At 60.4% G+C, this 20,321-nt stretch carries 23 protein-coding genes; 9 read left to right on the top strand and 14 right to left on the bottom strand.

Features of this window, described 5'->3' with window-relative positions:
• Positions 1–94: 94 nt before the first annotated feature.
• The 4 genes from ACODTD_RS17095 to ACODTD_RS17080 all read right to left on the bottom strand — a co-directional run bounded on the left by ACODTD_RS17095 (position 95) and on the right by ACODTD_RS17080 (position 4,324).
• Positions 95–1,927 carry an ABC transporter ATP-binding protein gene (locus ACODTD_RS17095; RefSeq protein WP_489105040.1) on the bottom strand — a complete coding sequence of 611 codons (1,833 nt, stop codon included), beginning with the start codon at positions 1,925–1,927 and terminating at the stop codon, positions 95–97.
• Between the two features lie 88 nt (positions 1,928–2,015).
• The gene (locus ACODTD_RS17090; protein WP_011332958.1) at positions 2,016–2,579 is read right to left on the bottom strand and encodes a peptidylprolyl isomerase A; all 564 of its coding nucleotides are present in this window, start codon (positions 2,577–2,579) and stop codon (positions 2,016–2,018) included.
• 3 nt (positions 2,580–2,582) lie between these two features.
• A complete protein-coding gene (locus ACODTD_RS17085) occupies positions 2,583–3,386 on the bottom strand; it encodes an alpha/beta fold hydrolase (RefSeq protein ID WP_201819540.1) in 804 nt (267 codons plus the stop codon).
• Between the two features lie 14 nt (positions 3,387–3,400).
• The gene (locus ACODTD_RS17080; protein WP_011332960.1) at positions 3,401–4,324 is read right to left on the bottom strand and encodes a PA3225 family LysR-type transcriptional regulator; all 924 of its coding nucleotides are present in this window, start codon (positions 4,322–4,324) and stop codon (positions 3,401–3,403) included.
• Between the two features lie 49 nt (positions 4,325–4,373).
• Between ACODTD_RS17080 and ACODTD_RS17075 the strand changes: the two genes are divergently transcribed.
• The 3 genes from ACODTD_RS17075 (at position 4,374) to ACODTD_RS17065 (ending at position 6,541) form a co-directional block, all read left to right on the top strand.
• A complete protein-coding gene (locus ACODTD_RS17075; RefSeq protein WP_011332961.1) occupies positions 4,374–4,688 on the top strand; it encodes a hypothetical protein in 315 nt (104 codons plus the stop codon).
• Positions 4,689–4,847: 159 nt separating this feature from the next.
• Positions 4,848–5,447 carry an FMN-dependent NADH-azoreductase gene (locus tag ACODTD_RS17070; RefSeq protein ID WP_064383187.1) on the top strand — a complete coding sequence of 200 codons (600 nt, stop codon included), beginning with the start codon at positions 4,848–4,850 and terminating at the stop codon, positions 5,445–5,447.
• A 212-nt stretch (positions 5,448–5,659) separates the two neighbouring features.
• Complete coding sequence (locus ACODTD_RS17065; RefSeq protein WP_102685997.1) at positions 5,660–6,541, top strand: carboxylate/amino acid/amine transporter; 882 nt, start codon at positions 5,660–5,662, stop codon at positions 6,539–6,541.
• On the opposite strand, the gene ACODTD_RS17060 is transcribed toward ACODTD_RS17065, so the two are convergent.
• Positions 6,486–7,391 carry a LysR family transcriptional regulator gene (locus ACODTD_RS17060; protein WP_236196710.1) on the bottom strand — a complete coding sequence of 302 codons (906 nt, stop codon included), beginning with the start codon at positions 7,389–7,391 and terminating at the stop codon, positions 6,486–6,488. The genes ACODTD_RS17065 and ACODTD_RS17060 overlap by 56 nt on opposite strands.
• A 169-nt stretch (positions 7,392–7,560) precedes the next feature.
• On the opposite strand from ACODTD_RS17060, the gene ACODTD_RS17055 reads away from it, so the two are divergent.
• Positions 7,561–8,202, top strand: coding sequence for a hydrolase (locus tag ACODTD_RS17055; protein ID WP_007956548.1), 642 nt, complete (start codon positions 7,561–7,563; stop codon positions 8,200–8,202).
• Positions 8,203–8,265: 63 nt separating this feature from the next.
• Here the strand turns inward: ACODTD_RS17055 and ACODTD_RS17050 are convergent, their stop codons facing one another.
• Entirely contained in the window at positions 8,266–9,564 is a 1,299-nt protein-coding gene (locus ACODTD_RS17050) for a mechanosensitive ion channel family protein (protein ID WP_011332965.1), read from the bottom strand.
• A gap of 191 nt (positions 9,565–9,755) precedes the next feature.
• On the opposite strand from ACODTD_RS17050, the gene ACODTD_RS17045 reads away from it, so the two are divergent.
• Positions 9,756–11,096 carry a DEAD/DEAH box helicase gene (locus ACODTD_RS17045; RefSeq protein ID WP_011332966.1) on the top strand — a complete coding sequence of 447 codons (1,341 nt, stop codon included), beginning with the start codon at positions 9,756–9,758 and terminating at the stop codon, positions 11,094–11,096.
• A 63-nt stretch (positions 11,097–11,159) separates the two neighbouring features.
• Here ACODTD_RS17045 and ACODTD_RS17040 read toward each other — a convergent pair whose 3' ends face one another.
• The 4 genes from ACODTD_RS17040 to ACODTD_RS17025 all read right to left on the bottom strand — a co-directional run bounded on the left by ACODTD_RS17040 (position 11,160) and on the right by ACODTD_RS17025 (position 13,695).
• Complete coding sequence (locus ACODTD_RS17040) at positions 11,160–11,759, bottom strand: hypothetical protein (protein ID WP_011332967.1); 600 nt, start codon at positions 11,757–11,759, stop codon at positions 11,160–11,162.
• A complete protein-coding gene (locus ACODTD_RS17035; RefSeq protein ID WP_489105039.1) occupies positions 11,756–12,355 on the bottom strand; it encodes a papain-like cysteine protease family protein in 600 nt (199 codons plus the stop codon). Before ACODTD_RS17035 ends, ACODTD_RS17040 begins: the two co-directional genes overlap by 4 nt.
• Positions 12,356–12,603: 248 nt before the next feature.
• A complete protein-coding gene (locus ACODTD_RS17030) occupies positions 12,604–12,879 on the bottom strand; it encodes a hypothetical protein (RefSeq protein WP_011332969.1) in 276 nt (91 codons plus the stop codon).
• An 81-nt stretch (positions 12,880–12,960) separates the two neighbouring features.
• Positions 12,961–13,695, bottom strand: coding sequence for a DUF899 domain-containing protein (locus ACODTD_RS17025; RefSeq protein WP_011332970.1), 735 nt, complete (start codon positions 13,693–13,695; stop codon positions 12,961–12,963).
• A 175-nt stretch (positions 13,696–13,870) separates the two neighbouring features.
• Here ACODTD_RS17025 and ACODTD_RS17020 point away from each other — a divergent pair, with 175 nt between their 5' ends.
• Positions 13,871–14,263, top strand: coding sequence for a transcriptional regulator (locus ACODTD_RS17020; RefSeq protein WP_489105038.1), 393 nt, complete (start codon positions 13,871–13,873; stop codon positions 14,261–14,263).
• A gap of 62 nt (positions 14,264–14,325) precedes the next feature.
• On the opposite strand, the gene ACODTD_RS17015 is transcribed toward ACODTD_RS17020, so the two are convergent.
• The 3 genes from ACODTD_RS17015 to ACODTD_RS17005 all read right to left on the bottom strand — a co-directional run bounded on the left by ACODTD_RS17015 (position 14,326) and on the right by ACODTD_RS17005 (position 16,394).
• A complete protein-coding gene (locus ACODTD_RS17015) occupies positions 14,326–15,195 on the bottom strand; it encodes a DUF6279 family lipoprotein (protein ID WP_011332971.1) in 870 nt (289 codons plus the stop codon).
• A 77-nt stretch (positions 15,196–15,272) separates the two neighbouring features.
• Complete coding sequence (locus tag ACODTD_RS17010) at positions 15,273–15,989, bottom strand: TorF family putative porin (RefSeq protein ID WP_221615195.1); 717 nt, start codon at positions 15,987–15,989, stop codon at positions 15,273–15,275.
• 216 nt (positions 15,990–16,205) lie between these two features.
• Positions 16,206–16,394: a hypothetical protein gene (locus ACODTD_RS17005; RefSeq protein WP_016985943.1), complete on the bottom strand. Its 189-nt coding sequence runs from the start codon at positions 16,392–16,394 to the stop codon at positions 16,206–16,208.
• A 340-nt stretch (positions 16,395–16,734) separates the two neighbouring features.
• Between ACODTD_RS17005 and ACODTD_RS17000 the strand changes: the two genes are divergently transcribed.
• The 3 genes from ACODTD_RS17000 to ACODTD_RS16990 all read left to right on the top strand — a co-directional run bounded on the left by ACODTD_RS17000 (position 16,735) and on the right by ACODTD_RS16990 (position 19,103).
• On the top strand, positions 16,735–17,571 hold the full coding sequence (locus ACODTD_RS17000) for a CvfB family protein (RefSeq protein WP_011332973.1): 837 nt from the start codon (positions 16,735–16,737) through the stop codon (positions 17,569–17,571).
• A gap of 45 nt (positions 17,572–17,616) precedes the next feature.
• Complete coding sequence (locus tag ACODTD_RS16995) at positions 17,617–18,006, top strand: DUF2177 family protein (RefSeq protein WP_011332974.1); 390 nt, start codon at positions 17,617–17,619, stop codon at positions 18,004–18,006.
• A gap of 164 nt (positions 18,007–18,170) precedes the next feature.
• Positions 18,171–19,103, top strand: coding sequence for a DMT family transporter (locus ACODTD_RS16990; RefSeq protein ID WP_011332975.1), 933 nt, complete (start codon positions 18,171–18,173; stop codon positions 19,101–19,103).
• On the opposite strand, the gene ACODTD_RS16985 is transcribed toward ACODTD_RS16990, so the two are convergent.
• Positions 19,048–20,229 (bottom strand): MFS transporter, encoded by a 1,182-nt coding sequence (locus ACODTD_RS16985; protein ID WP_011332976.1) that lies wholly within the window; start codon positions 20,227–20,229, stop codon positions 19,048–19,050. The two genes, ACODTD_RS16990 and ACODTD_RS16985, sit on opposite strands and share 56 nt — an antisense overlap.
• Positions 20,230–20,321 lie beyond the last annotated feature (92 nt).

Below are 20,321 nucleotides of genomic sequence, written 5' to 3'. Positions count from 1 at the left end.
ACAGCAGGGTTTCAGGGGATTTCCAGCAGGCGATAAAAAACCGCCAGAGCCCGTGGTTAAAGGGCTCTGGCGGTTTTTGTGTTTTGACGCAGGATCAGTCGATGCCGACAAACCCTCCCGTCTGGTGCGCCCACAACCGCGCATACAATCCGCCGTGCGCCAGCAGTTCGGCATGGTTGCCGCTTTCGGCGATCTTGCCGTTCTCCAGCACCACCAGTCGGTCCATGCGGGCAATGGTCGAGAGGCGGTGGGCGATGGCGATCACGGTCTTGCCCTGCATCAAAGTTTCCAGGCTTTCCTGAATCGCCGCTTCGACTTCCGAGTCCAGCGCCGAGGTCGCTTCGTCCATGATCAGGATCGGCGCATCCTTGAGCAGCACCCGCGCGATGGCGATCCGCTGACGCTGACCGCCGGACAGTTTCACCCCGCGTTCGCCGACATGCGCATCGAACCCGGTGCGTCCTTCGGCGTCCGACAACAACGGGATGAACTCATCGGCGCGAGCCTTGCGCACCGCTTCCCAGAGCTCCGCGTCAGTGGCGTCGGGCTTGCCGTACAGCAAGTTGTCGCGGATCGAGCGGTGCAGCAGCGAGGTGTCCTGAGTGATCATGCCGATCCGTGCGCGCAGGCTTTCCTGGCCGACTTCGGCGATGTTCTGGCCGTCGATCAGGATCCGCCCGCCCTCGACGTCGTACAGGCGCAGCAGCAGGTTGACCAAAGTCGATTTGCCGGCGCCGGACGGGCCGATCAGACCGATTTTCTCGCCGGGTTTGATGGTCAGGTTGAGGTCGCCGATGATGCCTTTCTTCTTGCCGTAGTGAAAATCCACGTGCTCGAAACGCACTTCGCCACGGGCGACGGCCAGCGGTTTGGCCTGCTCCCGGTCGGTGACGCTGACCGGTTGCGAGATGGTCTGCAGACCATCCTGAACCATGCCGATGTTTTCGAAGATCCCGGTGACCACCCACATGATCCAGCCGGACATGTTGACGATGCGGATCACCAGACCGGTGGCCAGGGCGATCGCGCCGACGCTGATCAGCGATTGTGTCCACAGCCACAGGGCCAGCGCCGTGGTGCCGACGATCAACAGGCCGTTCATGGTGGTGATGGCCACGTCCATGCTGGTGACCACGCGGCCGGCCAGCTGGGCTTTTTCGGTCTGTTCCTGGATCGCTTCGCGGGCGTAGTGCTGTTCGAAATTGGTGTGGGCGAACAGCTTCAGGGTGGCGATGTTGGTGTAGCCGTCGACGATCCGGCCCATCAGCTTCGAGCGCGCATCGGAGGCTTCCACCGAGCGGTTCTTGACCCGTGGCACGAAGTAATAGAGCGCGCCGATGTAGGCGGCGATCCACGTCAGCAGCGGGATCATCAGGCGCCAGTCGGCCTCGGCGAACAGCACCAGCGAACTGATCGCGTAGATCAGCACGTGCCACAGCGCATCCACCGCTTGCACGGCGGAATCGCGCAGCGAGTTGCCGGTCTGCATGATGCGCTGGGCAATGCGCCCGGCGAAGTCGTTCTGGAAGAAATTCAGGCTCTGCTTGAGCACGTAACTGTGGTTCTGCCAGCGAATCATGCTGGTCATGCTCGGGCTCAGGGTCTGGTGCACCAGCATGTCGTGCAGCGCCAGGAACAGCGTGCGCAGCAGTAACGCTACCACCGCCATCCACGCCAGTTCGACGCCGTGCACCTTGAAGAAGTCGACGTTCGGCGTGCCCTGGGCGAGGTCGATGATGCGACTCAGGTAGCTGAACAGCGCCACTTCGATCAGTGCACCGAACAGGCCGACGATCAGCAGGGCGGCGAAACTCGGCCAGACCTGCTTCAGGTAATAGGTATAGAAGGGCAGAACGCGGTCCGGCGGGGATGCCGTCGGGGCATCGCGGAATATGTCGATCAGTTGTTCGAAACGGCGATAGAGCATCAGATAACCGCCCGGAGCACGGGCTCTCCTTTTATCAGTGTGAGCGGCGTGACATCAGGTCAGCGCCGCTCGATATGCCCTGTAAAGCTTAGTCGATGCGCTTGGCCGACTTGATGATCACAGGGTCGACCGGCACGTTTTGCATGCCCTGTTTGGTGGTGGTCTGGGAGTTGACGATGATGTCGACCACGTCCATGCCCTTGACCACTTTGGCGAACACCGCGTAACCGGCGTCACGGCCCGGATCGAGGAAAGCGTTGTCGGCCACGTTGATGAAGAACTGGCTGGTGGCCGAATCCGGGTTGGAAGTACGGGCCATCGACAGGGTGCCACGAACGTTATGCAGGCCGTTGCTGGCTTCGTTCTTGATCGGGGCCTTGGTGTCTTTTTGTTGCATCTGCTGGGTGAAGCCGCCGCCCTGGGCCATGAAGCCCGGGATCACGCGGTGGAAAATCGTGTTGTTGTAAAAGCCGCTGTCGACGTACTCGAGGAAATTCTTGGTACTGATCGGCGCCTTGACCGGGTCCAGCTCGATTTCGATCTGGCCGTTGGTGGTGTCCAGCAGCACGTGCGGTGCTTTTGCCGGCGTGGCAGCCATCAGGTTGGCAGCGAACAGCACGGTGCCGGCGGCGAGGGCGAGTTTTTTCAGCATGGGTCAGTGATCCTGAGGGTGATTATCGGCTGTGGCGAGGAACTCCAGCAGCGTTTGATTGAAGCGTTCGGGCTGATCGAGCGGGGTGGCATGGCGCGAGTCGGCGATCACCACCAGCCGCGCATCGGGCAGCAGTCTGACATAGGTTTCTTTCAGCGAAACGGGGGTGTAGTCCCGGTCGGCGCTGACGACGAGGGTTGGACAGGTGACCCGGGAAAGTCGTTCCTGGACGCCCCAGCCAACAATCGCATCGAAGCTGGCGAGATAAGCACGTTTGTCGTTTTTTGCCCAGCGTTCGGCCATCTTCTGACGCAAATCGGCCTGCTCCGGTTTGGGGAACAGCTTGGCGCCAAGGGCCTTGCCGATGGTGGCGAGGCTGAGCAGGCGCATCAGGCTCCAGCGTTTGAACCACTGCCAGTAATCGTCGCGGCTGCGCACCTTGACCTCGGGCGCGCTGTTGACGATGGTCAGGCTCTTGAGCATCCGCGGGTGATCGACGGCGAACTGGAAGCCGATCATGCCACCCATGGACAGCCCGGCGTAGTGCACCGGGCCGAGTTTCAAATGCTCGATCAGGGCGACGATGTCGGCGCTGAAACCGGCGATGCTGTAGCGCTCGCGGGGCTTGTCGGAGCGGCCGTGACCGCGCACGTCCGGGACGATCACCCGGTAATGCGCGGCCAGGGCGGGAATCTGCATTTCCCAGTCCAGGGTGCTGGAGCCCAGACCGTGAACCAGCAGCAACGGATCGCCGTGGCCATATTCCTCGTAGTGCAGGTTGCAACCTTCATGCTCGAAATACGCCATCGGTGAACTCCGTGTCAGGCTTGTTCGGGGGCGGCGAACGGTGCGTCCAGCGGCAGGGTGTCGAAGGTGCGCAGCAGTTCGATCAGGATTTGCGTCGCTGGGCCCAAGGGTTTGTCCTTGTTCGAATACAGATAGAAACTGGAGTTGCGGTTGCCGCCTCTGTCCAACGGTAGCAGCTTGAGCGAGCCGTCTTTCAGTTCCCGCTCGATCATGTGGCGTGGCAGCCAGGCGAATCCCAGGCCGCTGCTGACGAACGTCGCGGCCGTGGCGAGGCTGCCTACGGTCCAGCGCTGCTCGGCGCCGAGCCAGCCGACGTCCCGGGGTTGCTGGCGGCCGGAGTCGCGGATCACCACTTGCATCTGGGTTTCCAGGTCCTGAAAGCTCAGCTCGCGGTTGAGCCGGTGCAGCGCATGGTCAGGATGGGCGACGGCGACAAATTCGACATCGCTCAATTCCGCGCCAAGGTAACCGGGAATGCTCAGGCCGGTGATGGCCAGGTCGGCCACGCCTTCGAGCAGCACTTCTTCGACGCCCGACAACACTTCCTCACGCAGCCGCACCCGGCAGCCGCGACTCTGCGGCATGAAAGCGGTCAATGCGCGCACGATACGGGCGCTCGGGTAGGCGGCGTCGACCACCAGCCGTACTTCGGCTTCCCAGCCCTGCTCCATGTGATGGGCAAGGTCTTCCAGCTGGCTGGCCTGTTTCACCAATTGCCGCGAGCGGCGCAGCAACACGCCGCCGGCTTCGGTCAGCACAGCCTTGCGACCGTCGATGCGCAACAGCGGCACGCCGAGCTGATCCTGCATGCGGGCGACGGTGTAGCTCACCGACGATTGCGAACGGTGCAGGGCCTCGGCGGCCTGGGCGAATCCGCCGTGGTCGACCACGGCCTGCAACGTTCGCCATTGATCAAGGGTCACGCGGGGCGCTTTCATCAATAGCTCCTCTTGTCCTAAGCTGGCGGTCCCTCATGGAGACTGCCGAATGAAAAAATTCTGTTGTGTGTTGCTGGCGCTGCTTCCGCTGACTGCGTTCGCGTACCCGATCGATGTGGAAAAGGACCTCAACGGCCTGAAGATCGACTACAACGCGTTCGACACCGATAACGACATCGGCTCCATACAGGTCAACAACTACGGCGACGTCGACGCAACCTGCAAGGTGGTATTCACCAACGGCCCGGAAGCGCCGCGTACCCGCAACATCGAAGTGGCTGCGGGTAAGCATAAGAACGCCACGGCCAAGTTCACCCGGACCATCATCAAGCTGCGCATCAAGCTGAGCTGCACCCCGAAATAGCGTCATGGGCCTGTGGGAGCGGGCTTCCACAGGCTAAGGCTTGCATCTAAACGAATTTTTCGATGCTTTGCAGCAATTATTTGCGCTTTTTCATCGATACGACACTGTTTAACCTTCACTCCATCGACTTACAACATTCTCGGATGGAGGCTACACAACATGTCCCGCGTTCTGATCATCGAAAGCAGCGCCCGCCAGCAAGACTCGGTTTCCCGTCAACTGACCCAGACCTTTATCGGTCAATGGAAAGCGGCGCATCCGGCCGATCAGATCACCGTACGTGACCTCGCCGTGAACCCGGTGCCGCACCTGGACATCAACCTGCTGGGCGGCTGGATGAAGTCCGCCGAGCAGCGCAACGACAGCGAGCAGGCCTCGCTGGACCGTTCCAACGAATTGACCGATGAATTGCTGGCCGCCGACGTGCTGGTGATGGCTGCGCCGATGTACAACTTCGCCATCCCGAGCACCCTGAAAGCCTGGCTCGACCACGTCTTGCGTGCCGGCGTGACCTTCAAGTACACCGAAACCGGCCCGCAAGGCCTGCTCAGCGGCAAGCGTGCCTACGTGCTGACCGCTCGCGGCGGCATCTACGCCGGCGGCCCGGCGGATCATCAGGAACCGTACCTGCGTCAGGTGATGGGCTTCATCGGCATTAATGACGTGACCTTCATCCACGCCGAAGGCATGAACCTGGGCGGCGACTTCCAGGAGAAAGGCCTCAACCAGGCCAACGCCAAACTGTCCCAGGTCGCCTGATATGTTAATCGCCAGATAATCGCCGATTGTTCTAGTGACCTGGCGCAACCCCTTCAAGGCTCTACGCGCATCGAACCTCCCTTTGCACTTGTTGCTCCTGAGTGCTGTAGCCCGATTGAACGCTTTAGCGAGATCGGGCTTTTTTTTGCCCGGGATTTAGCGATGGCCGGCAAAAACCGCTATCGTCGCCGCCATTCGAAATCGAGGCGAGCATGGGCTATCTACTTTTTGTCACGCTGATCCAGGCGTTTTCCTTCAGTCTGATCGGCGAATACCTGGCCGGTCATGTCGACAGCTACTTCGCGGTGCTGGTGCGTGTGGTACTGGCCGGGCTGGTGTTCATTCCGCTGACCCGCTGGCGCTCGGTGGAGCCGGCGTTCATGCGCGGCATGTTGCTGATCGGCGCGTTGCAGTTCGGCGTGACTTACGTCTGCCTGTACTTGAGCTTCCGGGTGCTGACGGTGCCGGAAGTTTTGCTGTTCACCATTCTCACGCCGTTGCACGTGACGCTGATCGAAGATGCGCTCAACCGACGCTTCAATCCGTGGGCGCTGATCGCCGCACTGGTGGCGGTCGCCGGCGCGGCGGTGATTCGCTACGACCGGATCAACCCGGACTTCTTCATGGGCTTTCTGCTGCTGCAACTGGCCAACTTCACCTACGCCGCCGGGCAAGTGCTGTACAAGCATCTGGTGGCGAAGCACCCGAGCGATCTGCCGCATTACCGTCGTTTCGGTTTCTTCTACCTCGGCGCACTCGCGGTGGCGCTGCCGGCGTTCCTGCTGTTCGGTAAATCCAACTTCCTGCCGGAAGCGCCGCTGCAATGGGGCGTGCTGGTGTTCCTCGGCCTGGTCTCCACCGCACTCGGTTTGTACTGGTGGAACAAGGGTGCGTGCCTGGTCAACGGCGGCACCCTGGCGGTGATGAACAACCTGCACGTGCCGGTGGGGCTGCTGCTGAACCTGCTGATCTGGAATCAGCATGAAGAACTCGGGCGGTTGTTCCTCGGTGGCAGCGTGATTCTGGCGGCGGTGTGGATCAGCCGCTTGGGGATTCGCCAGTCGGCGCCAATTGCTCCACCAGAAACGCGATAAACGCCCGAGTCTTCTGCGGCACTCGTCGCGCTGACGAGTACACCGCGTTGATGGTGATCGCCGGCGCCTGCCATTCGCACAGCACCGGCACCAGCCGCCCGGCCGCCAGTGCCTCTTCGACGATGAAGTCCGGCAGCAGCGCAATGCCCATCCCGGCCTCGGCCGCTTGCGCCAGCAGGTCGCCGTTGTTGGCGTGCAACGGCCCGGTGACGTTGACTCGCTGGGTCTCCTTGCCGTTGCACAGTTGCAGGCTGACCCCGCTCTGCAGATAGCCGTAGTTCAAGCATTGATGTGAGCGCAGATCCTGCGGGGTCTGCGGCGTGCCCGCGCGTTCGAGGTAAGCGGGGGAGGCGACCATGATCCGTGGGGCCGGCGCCAGTTGCCGGGCGATCATGGTCGAGTCGGGCAGGCTGGCGATGCGGATGGTCACGTCGAACCCGCCGCGCACCGGATCGACCTGCTGGTCGCTGAGCACCAGTTGCAGTTCGATGTTCGGGTGCTGCTCGTGAAACAGCGGAATCAGCTTGCCCAGCCGCCGCAAGCCGAACGACATCGGTGCGTTGACCCGCAACACACCACGCAATTCACCCACCCCGTCCCGCGCCCGCTGCTCGGCCTCGTCCAGTGCCGCAATCACTTCCCGCGCCGCTTCGAAATACTCGGCACCTGCTTCGGTCAGGTGCAGGCTGCGGGTGGTGCGTTGCAGCAGTTGCACACCGATGGCTTCTTCCAGCGCCTGAATCTGTTTGCTGACTTTCGAGCGGGGCACGTCCATGGCCCGGGCGGCGGCCGCGAAGCCGTTCTCGCCGACCGTCACCACGAAGGCGCGCATGCATTCGATGCGATCCATGATTGTCCCTATTTTAGAATCAATGATTCTCGATTTTAGGGAATTGTCCCTTTATCGGCTAGCCCCTAAAGTGACATCCAAGCCGAGACAACAACGCCGCAGACGGCAAAACGCCTCGACTCACCAATACCCAATCGAAACTTTGAATCGACATCAAAAGGAACGCGCCATGTCTATCCGTGAACTGCTGAACCCAACCAACTCCGCCCTGATCCTGATCGACCACCAGCCGCAAATGGCTTTCGGCGTACAGTCGATCGACCGTCAGACCCTGAAGAACAACACCGTTGGCCTGGCCAAGGCTGCCAAGATCTTCAACGTGCCGACCATTTACACCTCGGTCGAAACCGAAAGCTTCAGCGGCTACATCTGGCCGGAATTGCTGGCAGTACACCCTGAGCAGAAGCCGATCGAGCGCACCTCGATGAACTCCTGGGAAGACAAGGCGCTGGTTGACGCGGTGAAGGCCACCGGTCGCAAGAAACTGATCATCGCCGCGCTGTGGACCGAGGTCTGCCTGACCTTCCCGGCTCTGGAAGCTTTGGCTGAAGGCTACGAGGTGTACATCGTCACTGACGCGTCCGGCGGCACTACCAAAGAAGCCCACGACATGTCGGTACAGCGGATGATTCAGGCCGGCGCGGTGCCGGTGACCTGGCAGCAAGTGCTGCTCGAGTACCAGCGTGACTGGGCGCACAAAGACACTTATCAGGCAGTGATGGACCTGGTGCTGGAACACAGCGGCGCATACGGCATGGGCGTCGACTACGCCTACACCATGGTGCACAAGGCACCGCAGCGGCAGGCCTGATAAATCGGCGGGAAAAAAAAGACGCAACCAAGGTTGCGTCTTTTTTTGCATTTGAAGAAAGCGCTACATCAGATGTTTTTCGGCTTCTGGAATGTGGCTCGCGCCAAGGACTGCCGGCAACAACCCCGACCGCAAATCCCCACCGCTCGGCTGCTGATACAGGCTCAGCCCGAACTCCGGCAGCACCGCCAGCAGGTAATCGAAAATATCCCCCTGGATCCGCTCGTAATCGGCCCACACCGTGGTGGTGGTAAAGCAGTAGATTTCCAGCGGAATGCCCTGGGCGGTGGTTTGCATCTGGCGGACCATGCAGGTCATGTTCGGCTGGATTTCCGGATGGCTCTTCAGGTAAGCCAAGGCATAGGCGCGGAAGGTGCCGATGTTGGTCATGCGCCGGCGGTTGGCCGACATCGCCGCGACGTTGCCCTGGGCTTCGTTCCAGGCCTTGAGCTCGGCTTTCTTGCGCCCCATGTAAGCGGTCAGCAGGTGCACCTGGGAGAGTTTTTCTTCTTCGTCGTCGCGGATGAAGCGCACACCGCTGGCGTCGATGAACAGGCTGCGCTTGATCCGCCGCCCGCCGGACTGCTGCATGCCGCGCCAGTTTCTGAACGACTCGGACATCAGGCGCCAGGTCGGGATGGAAACGATGGTCTTGTCGAAGTTCTGCACCTTGACCGTGTGCAGGGTGATGTCGACCACGTCGCCATCGGCGCCGACCTGCGGCATTTCGATCCAGTCGCCGACCCGCAGCATGTCGTTGCTGGTCAGTTGCACGCTGGCGACGAACGACAGCAGGGTGTCCTTGTAGACCAACAGGATCACCGCCGACATCGCACCGAGACCGGACAGCAGCAACAGCGGCGAACGGTCGATCAGGGTGGCGACGATGATGATCGCGCCGAACACGTACAGGACCATTTTCGCCAGTTGCACATACCCCTTGATCGAGCGGGTGCGGGCGTGTTCGGTGCGGGCGTAGATGTCCAGCAGCGCATTGAGCAGGGCGCTGACCGACAGCAACAGGAACAGAATGGTGAACGCCAGCGCCACGTTGCCGAGGAACACCGTGGCGGTCTTGCTCAGTTCCGGCACCAGGTGCAGGCCGAACTGGATCACCAGCGATGGCGTCATCTGCGCCAGACGCTGAAACACCTTGTTATGGCGAAAGTCGTTGATCCAGTGCAACGCGGGCTGGCGACCGAGCATGCGGCTGGCATGCAGGATCAGATAACGCGCCACTCGTCCGAGTACCAGCGCGATCACCAATAACAGGAGCAGTGCCAGGCCGGCGTGCAGGAGCGGGTGCTGTTCGAGGGCACCCCAGAGGTCTTGGGCATTGAGCCAGAGCTGTTTGAAATCCATGAGTGAAACGATTCTTCTGTAAGACGCGACGGGCGATTAGAGCATTTAAGACGCTGTGTATTACCGTTGGAGACAAATCGAGCAACAAAAAAGCCACTGATTACGGCGGATTTCACAAAGAAACTCGGCCTGAGCGCTCGAAACCGGTAACCTATGCAGCTGATTTTTTGCATATCTTCGAGGTAGCACCCGTGTTTTCCCAATTCGCCCTGCACGAACGCCTGCTCAAAGCCGTGGCCGAGCTGAAATTTGTCGAGCCAACGCCTGTGCAAGCCGCGGCCATTCCGCTGGCGCTTCAGGGGCGTGACCTGCGGGTGACGGCGCAAACCGGTAGCGGCAAGACCGCCGCTTTCGTCCTGCCGATCCTCAACCGGCTGATCGGCCCGGCCAAGGTTCGCGTCAGCATCAAGACCCTGATCCTGCTGCCGACCCGCGAGCTGGCCCAGCAGACCCTGAAGGAAGTCGAGCGCTTTTCGCAGTTCACTTTCATCAAATCCGGCCTGATCACCGGCGGTGAAGACTTCAAGGTCCAGGCCGCCATGCTGCGCAAGGTGCCGGACATCCTGATCGGCACCCCGGGCCGGATGATCGAGCAACTGAACGCCGGCAACCTCGACCTGAAAGAAGTCGAAGTGCTGGTGCTCGACGAAGCCGACCGCATGCTCGACATGGGTTTCGCCGAAGACGTGCAGCGTCTGGTCGACGAATGCCCGAACCGTCAGCAGACCATGCTGTTTTCCGCCACCACTGGTGGTTCCGGCCTGCGCGAGATGATCGCCAAGGTGCTGAACAACCCTGAGCACCTGCAGCTCAATGCGGTCAGCCAACTGAACGACACCACCCGTCAGCAGATCATCACCGCCGACCACAACCAGCACAAAGAACAGATCGTCAACTGGCTGCTGGCCAACGAGACCTATCAGAAGGCCATCGTCTTCACCAACACCCGGGCCATGGCCGACCGCATCTACGGTCGTCTCGTCGCCCAGGAATACAAGGCGTTCGTGCTGCACGGAGAAAAAGACCAGAAGGATCGCAAACTGGCGATCGACCGTCTGAAGCAGGGCGGCGTGAAGATCCTGGTGGCTACCGACGTGGCGGCCCGTGGTCTGGACGTCGACGGTCTGGATCTGGTGATCAACTTCGACATGCCACGCAGCGGCGACGAATACGTGCACCGTATCGGTCGTACCGGCCGAGCCGGCAACGACGGTCTGGCGATCTCGCTGATCTGCCACGGCGACTGGAACCTGATGTCGAGCATCGAGCGTTATCTGAAGCAGAGCTTCGAGCGCCGCACCATCAAGGAAGTCAAAGGCACCTACGGCGGACCGAAAAAGGTCAAGGCCTCGGGCAAAGCCGTCGGCGTGAAGAAGAAAAAGACCGACGCCAAGGGCGACAAGAAGAAAACTGCCGCCAAAACCCCGACCAAGCGCAAGAGCGCCAACCGTCCGAAACCGGACGCTCTGGTGAGCAGCGACGGCATGGCCCCACTGAAACGCCGCAAACCGGCAGCGCCAGCGGCTGAGTAAGCCGTTTCAGGCAGGCAAAGAAAAACCCGGACATGGTCCGGGTTTTTTTATTGCCAGCGTTTATCAGCTGCCCAGCAGGCCTGTGGTGTCGGCATCAAAGCGCCCCTTGGCCTGATCGGCTGCCGGTTTGAGCTGTGCGAGCAGGGCGGCCTCGCTGTACAGCCCGGTCAGCGCCAGCTCTTTTGGCGTTGGCTCGATCGGGATCAACACGTCTTCGCCCGCCGCATGCAGCCAGATCGCCACAAGGTGCAGCGCAGAAACAAACAACATCCGCAGTTCAACGGTTTTGCCCTTCAGCTGCGGCGATTGCTCGGCCAGTTTCAGCGCATCGACCGTGGCGCTCGCCAGATTGCCGTGGTTCAACGAGGCAAACTCGACGTGACCGTGTACTTCGGCCAATTGCGCATCGGCAATCGACACACCGCCGGAAAACACCAGGTAATGCCAATCGCCGACTCGGGCGTTTTTCAGGCCTTTGCCCTGGCTCAAGTCGTCCAGACTGAGCGAGTAACCGCGATAGGCCTCGCTGAGGCTGATCCCGGCGGGCGCGGCGCTGGCGAACTGGCGATTGACGCCAAAACCCTGGGTCTGCAACGCGGCCTGCAGGGCCGGACGCAAGGTCTGTACGCCGTTGGAAGGCGCCTTTGGATAAGTCAGTTTCATGCTGCCGCCCCCTGGTTTTTCGCCGTGAAGTAAGTGTGAGTCCAGTTACCGCCGCCGTTGTAGGAGCCGGGGAACGAGTTCAGGGAGCGGGTCGAATAGCCGTAGATCGAGTCCGCGACCAGCACGTAATTGCCGTTGGTGCCGTAGATCGCCAGAAAGTGCGCACCGCCGCCGTACCAGGCACAGCGCAGGCCGATCGGGCGGCCCATGTTGATCTGGTTCTGGATGGCCGACATTTGCAGCGAACCCGAATTCATGCCGTTGAAACTGCGGGTGATTTTCAGCGCAACGTCGAGATAGCCATACACGTTGCACGGCCCCGGTTGATTGCAGCAGTTGCGATCCAGCGCGGCGCTGGCAACGGCGCATTGGATCCAGGACCCGGTGCCGTAATAATTGCCGACCGAGGCGGAAGCGGCGGCCCAGCACCAGTTGGTCTGGGTCTGTTGTTGCATGGTGAAGTTCAGGCTGGCGGCCGCCAGGGCACGTTGTTGTGCAGCTGCCTCGACCTCGACCAGTTGCGGGTCGAGCAGATGGCCGATCAGACATTCGGGCAGGGTGTTGCCGGTGAATGCCGTTGTTTCAGTGGTTAACATTTTTCAATCCTCCATGAATGAAAACAAACGTTCCGCGTTTGCGGGATAACGCTATTGCCGAGCGATCAGTGCTAAAGGGGTGCCATCTCTGATGGCCGGTTACGATCAGGCTCGGGGGTAACCCTAGGTTTGAATATGCATTTGTGCAAATAATAAATGCACCAGTGCAATTTTCCGGACAAAAGGAAGCAGGCTCTGGTATCGATCCAGCCTGATCGATGCCAAAGCCTGCCGTTGTCTGCGCGGGTCTATCCCTCGGTTTTCTTCTCGGCCGAACCCAGTTCCTTCAAGCGCTGATCAATCAACTGGCATTTGTCCGGCAGATCGGCGGAGGCCGTACCCAGATCCATTTTCTGCAACTCGGCGTTGATCTCCTTGGCCTTGGTCGGGTTTTGCTCAGTGAGCTTCGCGACTTCCTTGGCCAGTTGCTCGCGTTTGGCGGTGGCTTCTTCCGGCGTACAGGCCCAGACGGGCAAGGCGCAGGCAAGCGTCGCGGCGAGGGTGAGCTTGAGCAGGTTTTTCATGGGGGGCAGGCCTCAGTTCCGGTTAAGGCGGGTTAACCGGTTGAGGGCTGTGGCCGGTGAAAAGTTCAGTGTGTTTGGGGCTCAGTCTCCATGGCAGCAACTGGATTTTGCGGCGCCGTCGTAGCGGTCATGATGCCGCACCCATTCCATGATCTCGTCCTCGTTCCGGCCCTTGGGCGTGAGGTCGAGGTAATTGTAGGCGCCGACCAGCATGTCCAGGCCTCGCGCGTAGGTTGAGTAGGTGTGGAAAATGTCGCCGTTGTCGGCGCGATAAAACACGCTCAGCCCCGGCATTTCTTCCTCGACGCTGTCGGTCTTTTCGTAGTTGTACGTAGCCTTGCCTGCCTCGACATCTTCAGCGCGGGCGCACACGCCAAAGTCGTAGTTGAAATCGCAACCGGCCGACGACACCCAGTCGAATCTCCAGCCCATCCGCCGCTTGAAGGCCTGGAATTCGGCGAACGGTGCGTGGGACACCGCCACCAGCGCAATGCCGTGATGGGCCAGGTGTTGGTTGGCGCCGTCGATGTGGTCGCTGAGGAATGAACAGCCCGGGCAGCCTTCCTCCCAGCCCTTGGCGAACATGAAGTGGTAAACGACGAGTTGGCTGTGTTTGCCGAACAGGTCGGCAAGTTTCAATTCGCCATTCGGCCCCATGAAGCGGTAATCCTTGTCCACCTTCACCCAGGGCAGGGCGCGGCGTTTGGCGCTGAGGCGGTCGCGTTCCCTGGTGAAGGCTTTTTCATCGGCCAGATGCTGCCTGCGGGCGGTGAGCCATTCTTCTCGCGACACCACTGGATGATTCTCAACGTTCATGATGATTTCTCCTGCGGGGTTGAAACCGTCTGTCTCAGACTAGTCGCTCAACCCCCCGGAAAATCGACAGACCGCCGGTCGGTCGGGGCGCCGAATAATCCTGAACGGTGGCGCAGCGCTCCGGTCACAACCTTGAACGCGCCAAAAAATCACGCGCACCGGAGGTTGAATCAGGATGACGACTTATAACTGGGATTTGATTGAACGCCTGCTGCATGAAGTGCAGAACGGCGCGGGCCACAGCTTTGCACCACGGTCTTTTGCCGAAGACTATGCGGCGGAGAAAGCGGCGGCGGGCGAGCCGATCGAGAATCTGGATCACCTGAAAACGCTCGCCTGCGACTATGAACAATTGCTGCTGTTGCGCGGTTACATCCAACCCCGTGGCGAAGACGAGGGCAGTACCGGCAACAACTTCAGCCTGACCCCTCGCGGCTCCAGTCTGCTGAGCCTGATCGACAGCAGCATTCCCGGCAACGATCATCCGCGCGAAGTGCTGGATGATCAGGAAGACGCGCTGGATGAGCTGACGTTCGATGAGGTGGCCTCCAAGGCGCAGGTTGCCTGAGGCTTTGCACAAAAAAATGTGGGAGCGACCTTGCTCGCTCCCACATGGTTTTTTCGGTGTTCTCAGCTTTTTTGTGCGGCCTTCAGGCACTTCAAGTCATTGAAATCCTTGCGCACCCCCTCGATCTTTTTCAACAGGCGCTGGCGCTGCTGCGGCGTGCTGTCGGCCATCAGATCGACGAACAGCGAACGGGCCTGCGCCTCGGTATTGGCGTAAGCCTTTTGGTAATCCGCTGTCCATAAACGCTCGCGATTGACCAGAAGCGTCTCGATCCGTTGTGGGAATTCGGGACTTTTGCGTTGCGCCACCGCCGCGCTGAACTGCTTCTGCCAGTGAGCACGGTTGGCGATCCACTGGGTGTTCTGATCGCCCAGGGCGGTCGACCAGGCCATCACCCGTTGCTCCTGCTCCGCGCTCAACGGGCCGAGCCAATCGTTGAGACGCTTGTCCATGCGCGCGCCACGTTCGGCAATCTGCTGCGACAGCGGAGGCTTGAGGTATTCCTGCTGGCGCTTTTGCAGGTCTTTGGCAAAGGCGTCGTTCATTTCAGCGACCTGCCGATCATCCAGGCCTTGCAGCAATTCAATCGCCGACGGGGTGATTTCCCGGGCGGTTTCGGCGATTGCCTGCTTGGCCTCTGCGGTGCGGGCCTGCAGCGCGGTGTCGGTGACCTGATTGTTCTCGACCATGGTTTGCAGGCGATCGAGCCAGTCCAGATAACCCGGTAACTGCGTGGTGCAGTGCCAGCTCAGGTGTTCCCTGAGGCGTTCGTTGAACCAGCCTTTCTGCTCGCCGTTCATGTCCAGGTAGTCGCTGAGTGTCCACGGAATGATCACGTCGAGATTGCGATAGGCCAGGCCGACGCGGCTGCAGGCGCCGAGGGCGAGGGTCAGGATCAGTAGAATCGCGATGCGTTTGAACCAGCTAGACATGGGCGAGTCCTTGCGAAAGCCAGCCTTGAGGGTCTGATGCTCATGTGAACGCAGGATGGCCCCGGCAGTTCAGCCAATCAATAGAACGCGCGTTCGGCCTTGAGCGTGACCAGCCCGTCGCACTGACTGTTATGCCCGGAATAGGCCGAGCAATCGCTGCCGCTTAGGCTTGAATTGCTGTAGATCAGGTCGAGGTCGATGCCCATGAACGGCCGGGAAAACTTCACCGACCAATCGGTAAAACTGCTGACATAACCGCCGTCCACCGAGACCGGCGTGTTGAGCTGATGGGTGGTGTATTTCATGCTGATCCCGATGCCGAACGGCTGATTGCCGCCCAGGTCGGCAAACAGGGTGTTGTTCTGTTTATCCGGATCGTTGCTCAGGGCGATGCCGATCCGGCTGCCGAGCAGGGTCAGGCCACCGAACAGTTCCTGGCTGTCGAGGGTGTCGACCTTGGGGTAGCTGTAATGGATCATCCCGACTTCGTAGCCGAGGGTCTGATCGAAAGGTTGTTTGAAGCCGACGTAGGAATCGATTTCGAGATTCTTCCCCGGCGTGAGGCCCATGCTCGGTGCGTACTGGCCGACATACAGGCCGCTGTCGTGGCTCAGGTCCAGGCCCCCGTGGAACGAACCGACCGCCGAAGGCTTGACCAGCCCTTGGGCCATGCTGCGGCTGGGCGTGGTGCCGAGCTTGAGGTCGAAGTCGCCGAGCTCACGCTGGAAAATCTGCGCATGCGCCGCCGGGCTTGTCAGCAGGCCTACAAGTAATAAACAGAAGGGTTTGAGCATGCGTCACTCCTTGAATAGCGAGCGCAGGCTGGTAAACCTGCTGAAACGCTTGATCCAGACGCGTGCAAGGATACCGGCGAATGATCGGCATCGAGGGCCGTTCGTCGATTTCTGCGGTTTTGAATGTTTGATTAAACGCGAGAAGGGTCTTGCGAGGGATCCGGTCCAGACGCTTCGAAACTCAAAGCGCCTTTGGACTGGTGTGCTGCGGGGGTGTTACTTCTTGCCCAGGCTGATCTGCTTGGACGGGCCGAACGTCTGGCCGCTGACGCCCTTGGCAATTTGCTGGATCTCGCCGCCGGACTTGAGGAATGCCGCGATCTGATCGTTGATCGATTCGCTGGTTTCAACGGCTGGAGCTGGCTTTGCTTTGCTGGTGGATGCTTTTACACGCATGGCGGCCATTAACCTGTAGAAAAGTAACTCGGCCAGGCATCGTACAGGAATAACTTGACAATTGCTTGGTAAATATCCCCCGGAATAACCCAGTGCGCAGGTGGATTATTCGCGATTAATTATTCGAAATATCCCGCTAACCTGCTGTTTTAAATAACAACATTTATTCGATTTCGGGATGCCAGACCGGCTCGGGATCAGGCAAAAGCCGTCACGCTGGCCTGACGAGCGGGGCAAAATGCTGGAAAATCAAGGCCTCCCACAGATTTTTACTCGGCGGTCCGATCTGGCGACCGACGAATCCGGCAAAACCGGGTAGAATGCCGCCCACGCAATGAGGGTATTGGAAATGGCTTTAGTCGGGCGTTACAACAGTTTGCAAGTGGTGAAACACACTAACTTCGGTTTATATCTGGACGGCGGTGCCGACGGCGAAATTCTTTTGCCCAACCGTTACATCCCTAAAGATATTCCCAGCGAAGATGAAGACTGGCTCAATGTTTTCATTTATCTGGACAGCGATGACAAACTTATTGCCACCACTGAAAAACCAAAAGTTCAGGTCGGTGAGTTTGCCAGTTTGAAAGTTGTTGAAGTCAACAGCATCGGCGTGTTCCTCGACTGGGGCCTGCCGAAGGATCTGCTGCTGCCGTACTCCGAAGAAAAACGCCAGATGACTGCCGGCGAGTACTGCGTGGTGCACGTCTACCTCGACAAGCACACCCGCCGCATCACCGCCACCGCGCGCCTGGATCGTTATCTGGACAAGACCCCGGCCAACTACAGCGCGGGCCAGGAAGTTGATCTGCTGGTCGCCGAAGCCACCGACATGGGCTTCAAGGCGATCATCAACAACAAGCACTGGGGTTTGATTCACAAGAATGAAATCTTCAAGTTCATGCGGGCCGGCATGCGCGAGAAAGGCTTCATCAAGGAAGTGCGCGCCGACGGCAAGATCAGCCTGAGCCTGCAACCAGTGGGGCAGGAAGCAGCCAGCAGCCTGAACTCGAAGATCCTCGCGAAGTTGCGCGAAAGCAACGGCACCCTGGCCGTCAGCGACAAGAGCGATCCGGCACTGATCAGCAGCCTGTTCGGTGTCAGCAAGGGCAACTTCAAGAAGGCTATCGGTTCGTTGTACAAGAACGGCCAGATTGTCATTCACGCCGATCGCATTGAACTAACCTGAGTCTCCCGTGGCCCATGTTGCATGGGTTCACTTGAGGTCGGGCAGATGAAAAAAGCGCTGATTGCCTACGTTGCCACATTGCTGGCGTTTCTTCTGCTCGACGGTATCTGGCTCGGAGTGTTGATGGCGCCGACCTATCGCGAACTGCTCGGTTCGCTGATGCTTGAAAAACCGTTGCTGGTGCCGGCAGCGGTTTTTTATTGCCTGTACGTCTTCGGCTGTGTGGTGTTTGTGGTGCTGCCATCGCTGACCTGGCAACGCGCCGCCCGGATGGGCGCGCTGCTCGGGCTGGTCGCTTATGGCACCTATGACCTGACCAACTGGGCGACATTGCGCGGCTGGTCAGCACAGGTGTCGCTGATGGATTGGGCCTGGGGGACGTTTGCCACGGCGCTGGCCTGTACGGTCGGGTTCCGGGCCGCTCGCCGAAGCTGACGGCGGGCATGACGCAACAGGGCAATTGCATGTCTTTGCCGGGCGGCAATTTCTGTCCGACTGGTTGATAATTCCTGCCATTCTTCTTCGCCCCGGACAAAGAGCCGGGGCTTTGCTTTGACCATTGGAAAAACTGCCATGTCGTGTGTGTTCGAGGTGTCGAGGTGAGCGTCAGTCGGCGCAGTGCCGACGGGTTCGCCCTGCAAGTGATGATCGGCCTGTGCCTGATCTGGGGCGTGCAGCAGGTGATGATCAAGTGGGCGGCGACCGACATTGCGCCGGTAATGCAGGCGGCGGGGCGGTCGGGAATTTCCGCGTTGCTGGTAGGACTGCTCATCTGCTGGAAGGGCGGCTGGGATCAGGTCGGTGCTACCTGGCGCGGCGGCTTGCTGGCCGGTGCCTTGTTCGGTCTGGAGTTCCTGTTCATCTCCGAAGGCTTGCAGTTGACCACGGCGGCGCACATGTCGGTGTTCCTCTACACCGCGCCGATTTTCACCGCGCTGGGCGTGCATTTCCTGTTGCCGAGCGAGCGCTTGCGGCCGGTGCAATGGCTGGGGATCTTCATGGCGTTTGTCGGGATTGCCGTGGCGTTTGCCGGCGGCGTGTCGTGGGACAACCTCGACCGCCGCATGCTGATGGGCGATGCCCTCGGCGTGCTGGCCGGCGCCAGTTGGGGCGCGACCACCGTGGTGGTGCGCGCCTCGCGCCTGTCGGAAGCGCCGGTGACCCTGACCCTGTTCTATCAACTGATCGTCGGCTTCATCGGCCTGTTGCTGATCGCGCTGCTCAGCGGCCAGATCACCCACGTCAGCCTGACCGTCGTAGCCGTGGGCAGCGTGCTGTTCCAGGGACTGGTGGTGTCGTTCTTTAGTTACCTGACCTGGTTCTGGCTGCTGCGCCGTTATCTGGCGGCCAACCTCGCCGTTTTTTCCTTCATGACGCCGTTGTTCGGCGTCACGTTCGGCGTGGTACTGCTCGGCGAAGAATTGAGCCTGAACTTCATCATCGGCGCCGTGCTGGTGTTGCTCGGCATTACCTTCGTCAGCGCGGAACAGTGGGTGCGTCGGCGCCTGCGCAAAGCCCTCGGTCAGCCGTAACCGATTTGCACGCCAGACCGCCGGCAATCAGCAGGCCGCTGCCGGCGATCACCAGCGCCGGTTGCAGGCCACCGCTGAAGTGGCTGCTGACCGCCGCCAGCAACGGCCCGCTGAGCTGACCGACGGCGAAGCACGCGGTGAGCAGGCCGGCGTTGCGCTGGGTGGCGTGGGGCGCCAGTTCCCGGGAGCGTTGCATCACCAGTTGCATGCAGGCCAGGAACGGCGCGCCGCACAGGAGCACACCCAGTGCCAGGCCGAGGCCGCTGCCCAGCAGGCAGGCAAAGACACCAGCAGCCTGCAGCCACAACGTTGCCATCAACCAGTGCCGGGTGGTTTGCGGATCATGCCGACGCAAACTCACCAGCAACACGCCAATGGCGGCGCCGAGGCCGAAGCACGGCCAGAACAGATCGGCCTGCCACTGTCCGTGAAACTGCGCGTTAGCCATCTGCGACAGAAACGTGGCCGGGATGATGTAGCCCACGCCATACAAGGCATACACCACCGCCAAACGCCCAATGCCGCGATTCGACGAACTCACGGCAGTCGGTGTGGCCGGCACACCGACGCCCGGTTGCGGCAGGATCCGTACGATCCCCAGCAACATCAGCAGCGCCACAGCAGCGTAAATCAACCACAGGGTAGCGGAAGTCTGCTGCGCCAGATGTGAGAACAGCGCCAGCAACCCCGTCAGAAAAATTCCCAACCCCGGCCCGGCAAACACCAGCGCGCCCAACCGTGGACGACCCGCCGCCGCAGCCAGCGGCTGACTCAGCGCAGTAATCATCACCAGCACCCAGGCGCTCGCGACACCGGTGCCGAAACGCAGCAGCAAGTGCGACCAGAAACCGTTGGCCCAGAACGACGCCAGCGTCAGCAACACACACAACCACAGACCGCCATGCAGGCGCCGCTGCACCTGATCCGGCCGCCGGGAAAACATCGCATCCACTGCGCCGAGCAGGTAACCGAGGTAGTTGGCCGCCGCAATCAGACCGGCGGCGGTCAGGTCGATCTGGCCTTCGCTGAGCAGGTGCGGCAGTTGCGGGGTGAGGGCGAAACGCCCGATGCCCATGGCCATCATCAGGGCAATGAAACAGGCGGATAAGCGAATCAGCGGGGACATGGTCTGAATTCCGTTGCAGGTTCAATGACCGTCAGGCTAGGACTGATTGACTTTCTTTAAAATTGAATAATAGTGAGTAACTTGTTCAGTTC

The organism is Pseudomonas sp. FG35 (assembly GCF_057809295.1).
This window is presented reverse-complemented; position numbering and strand designations above follow the sequence as displayed.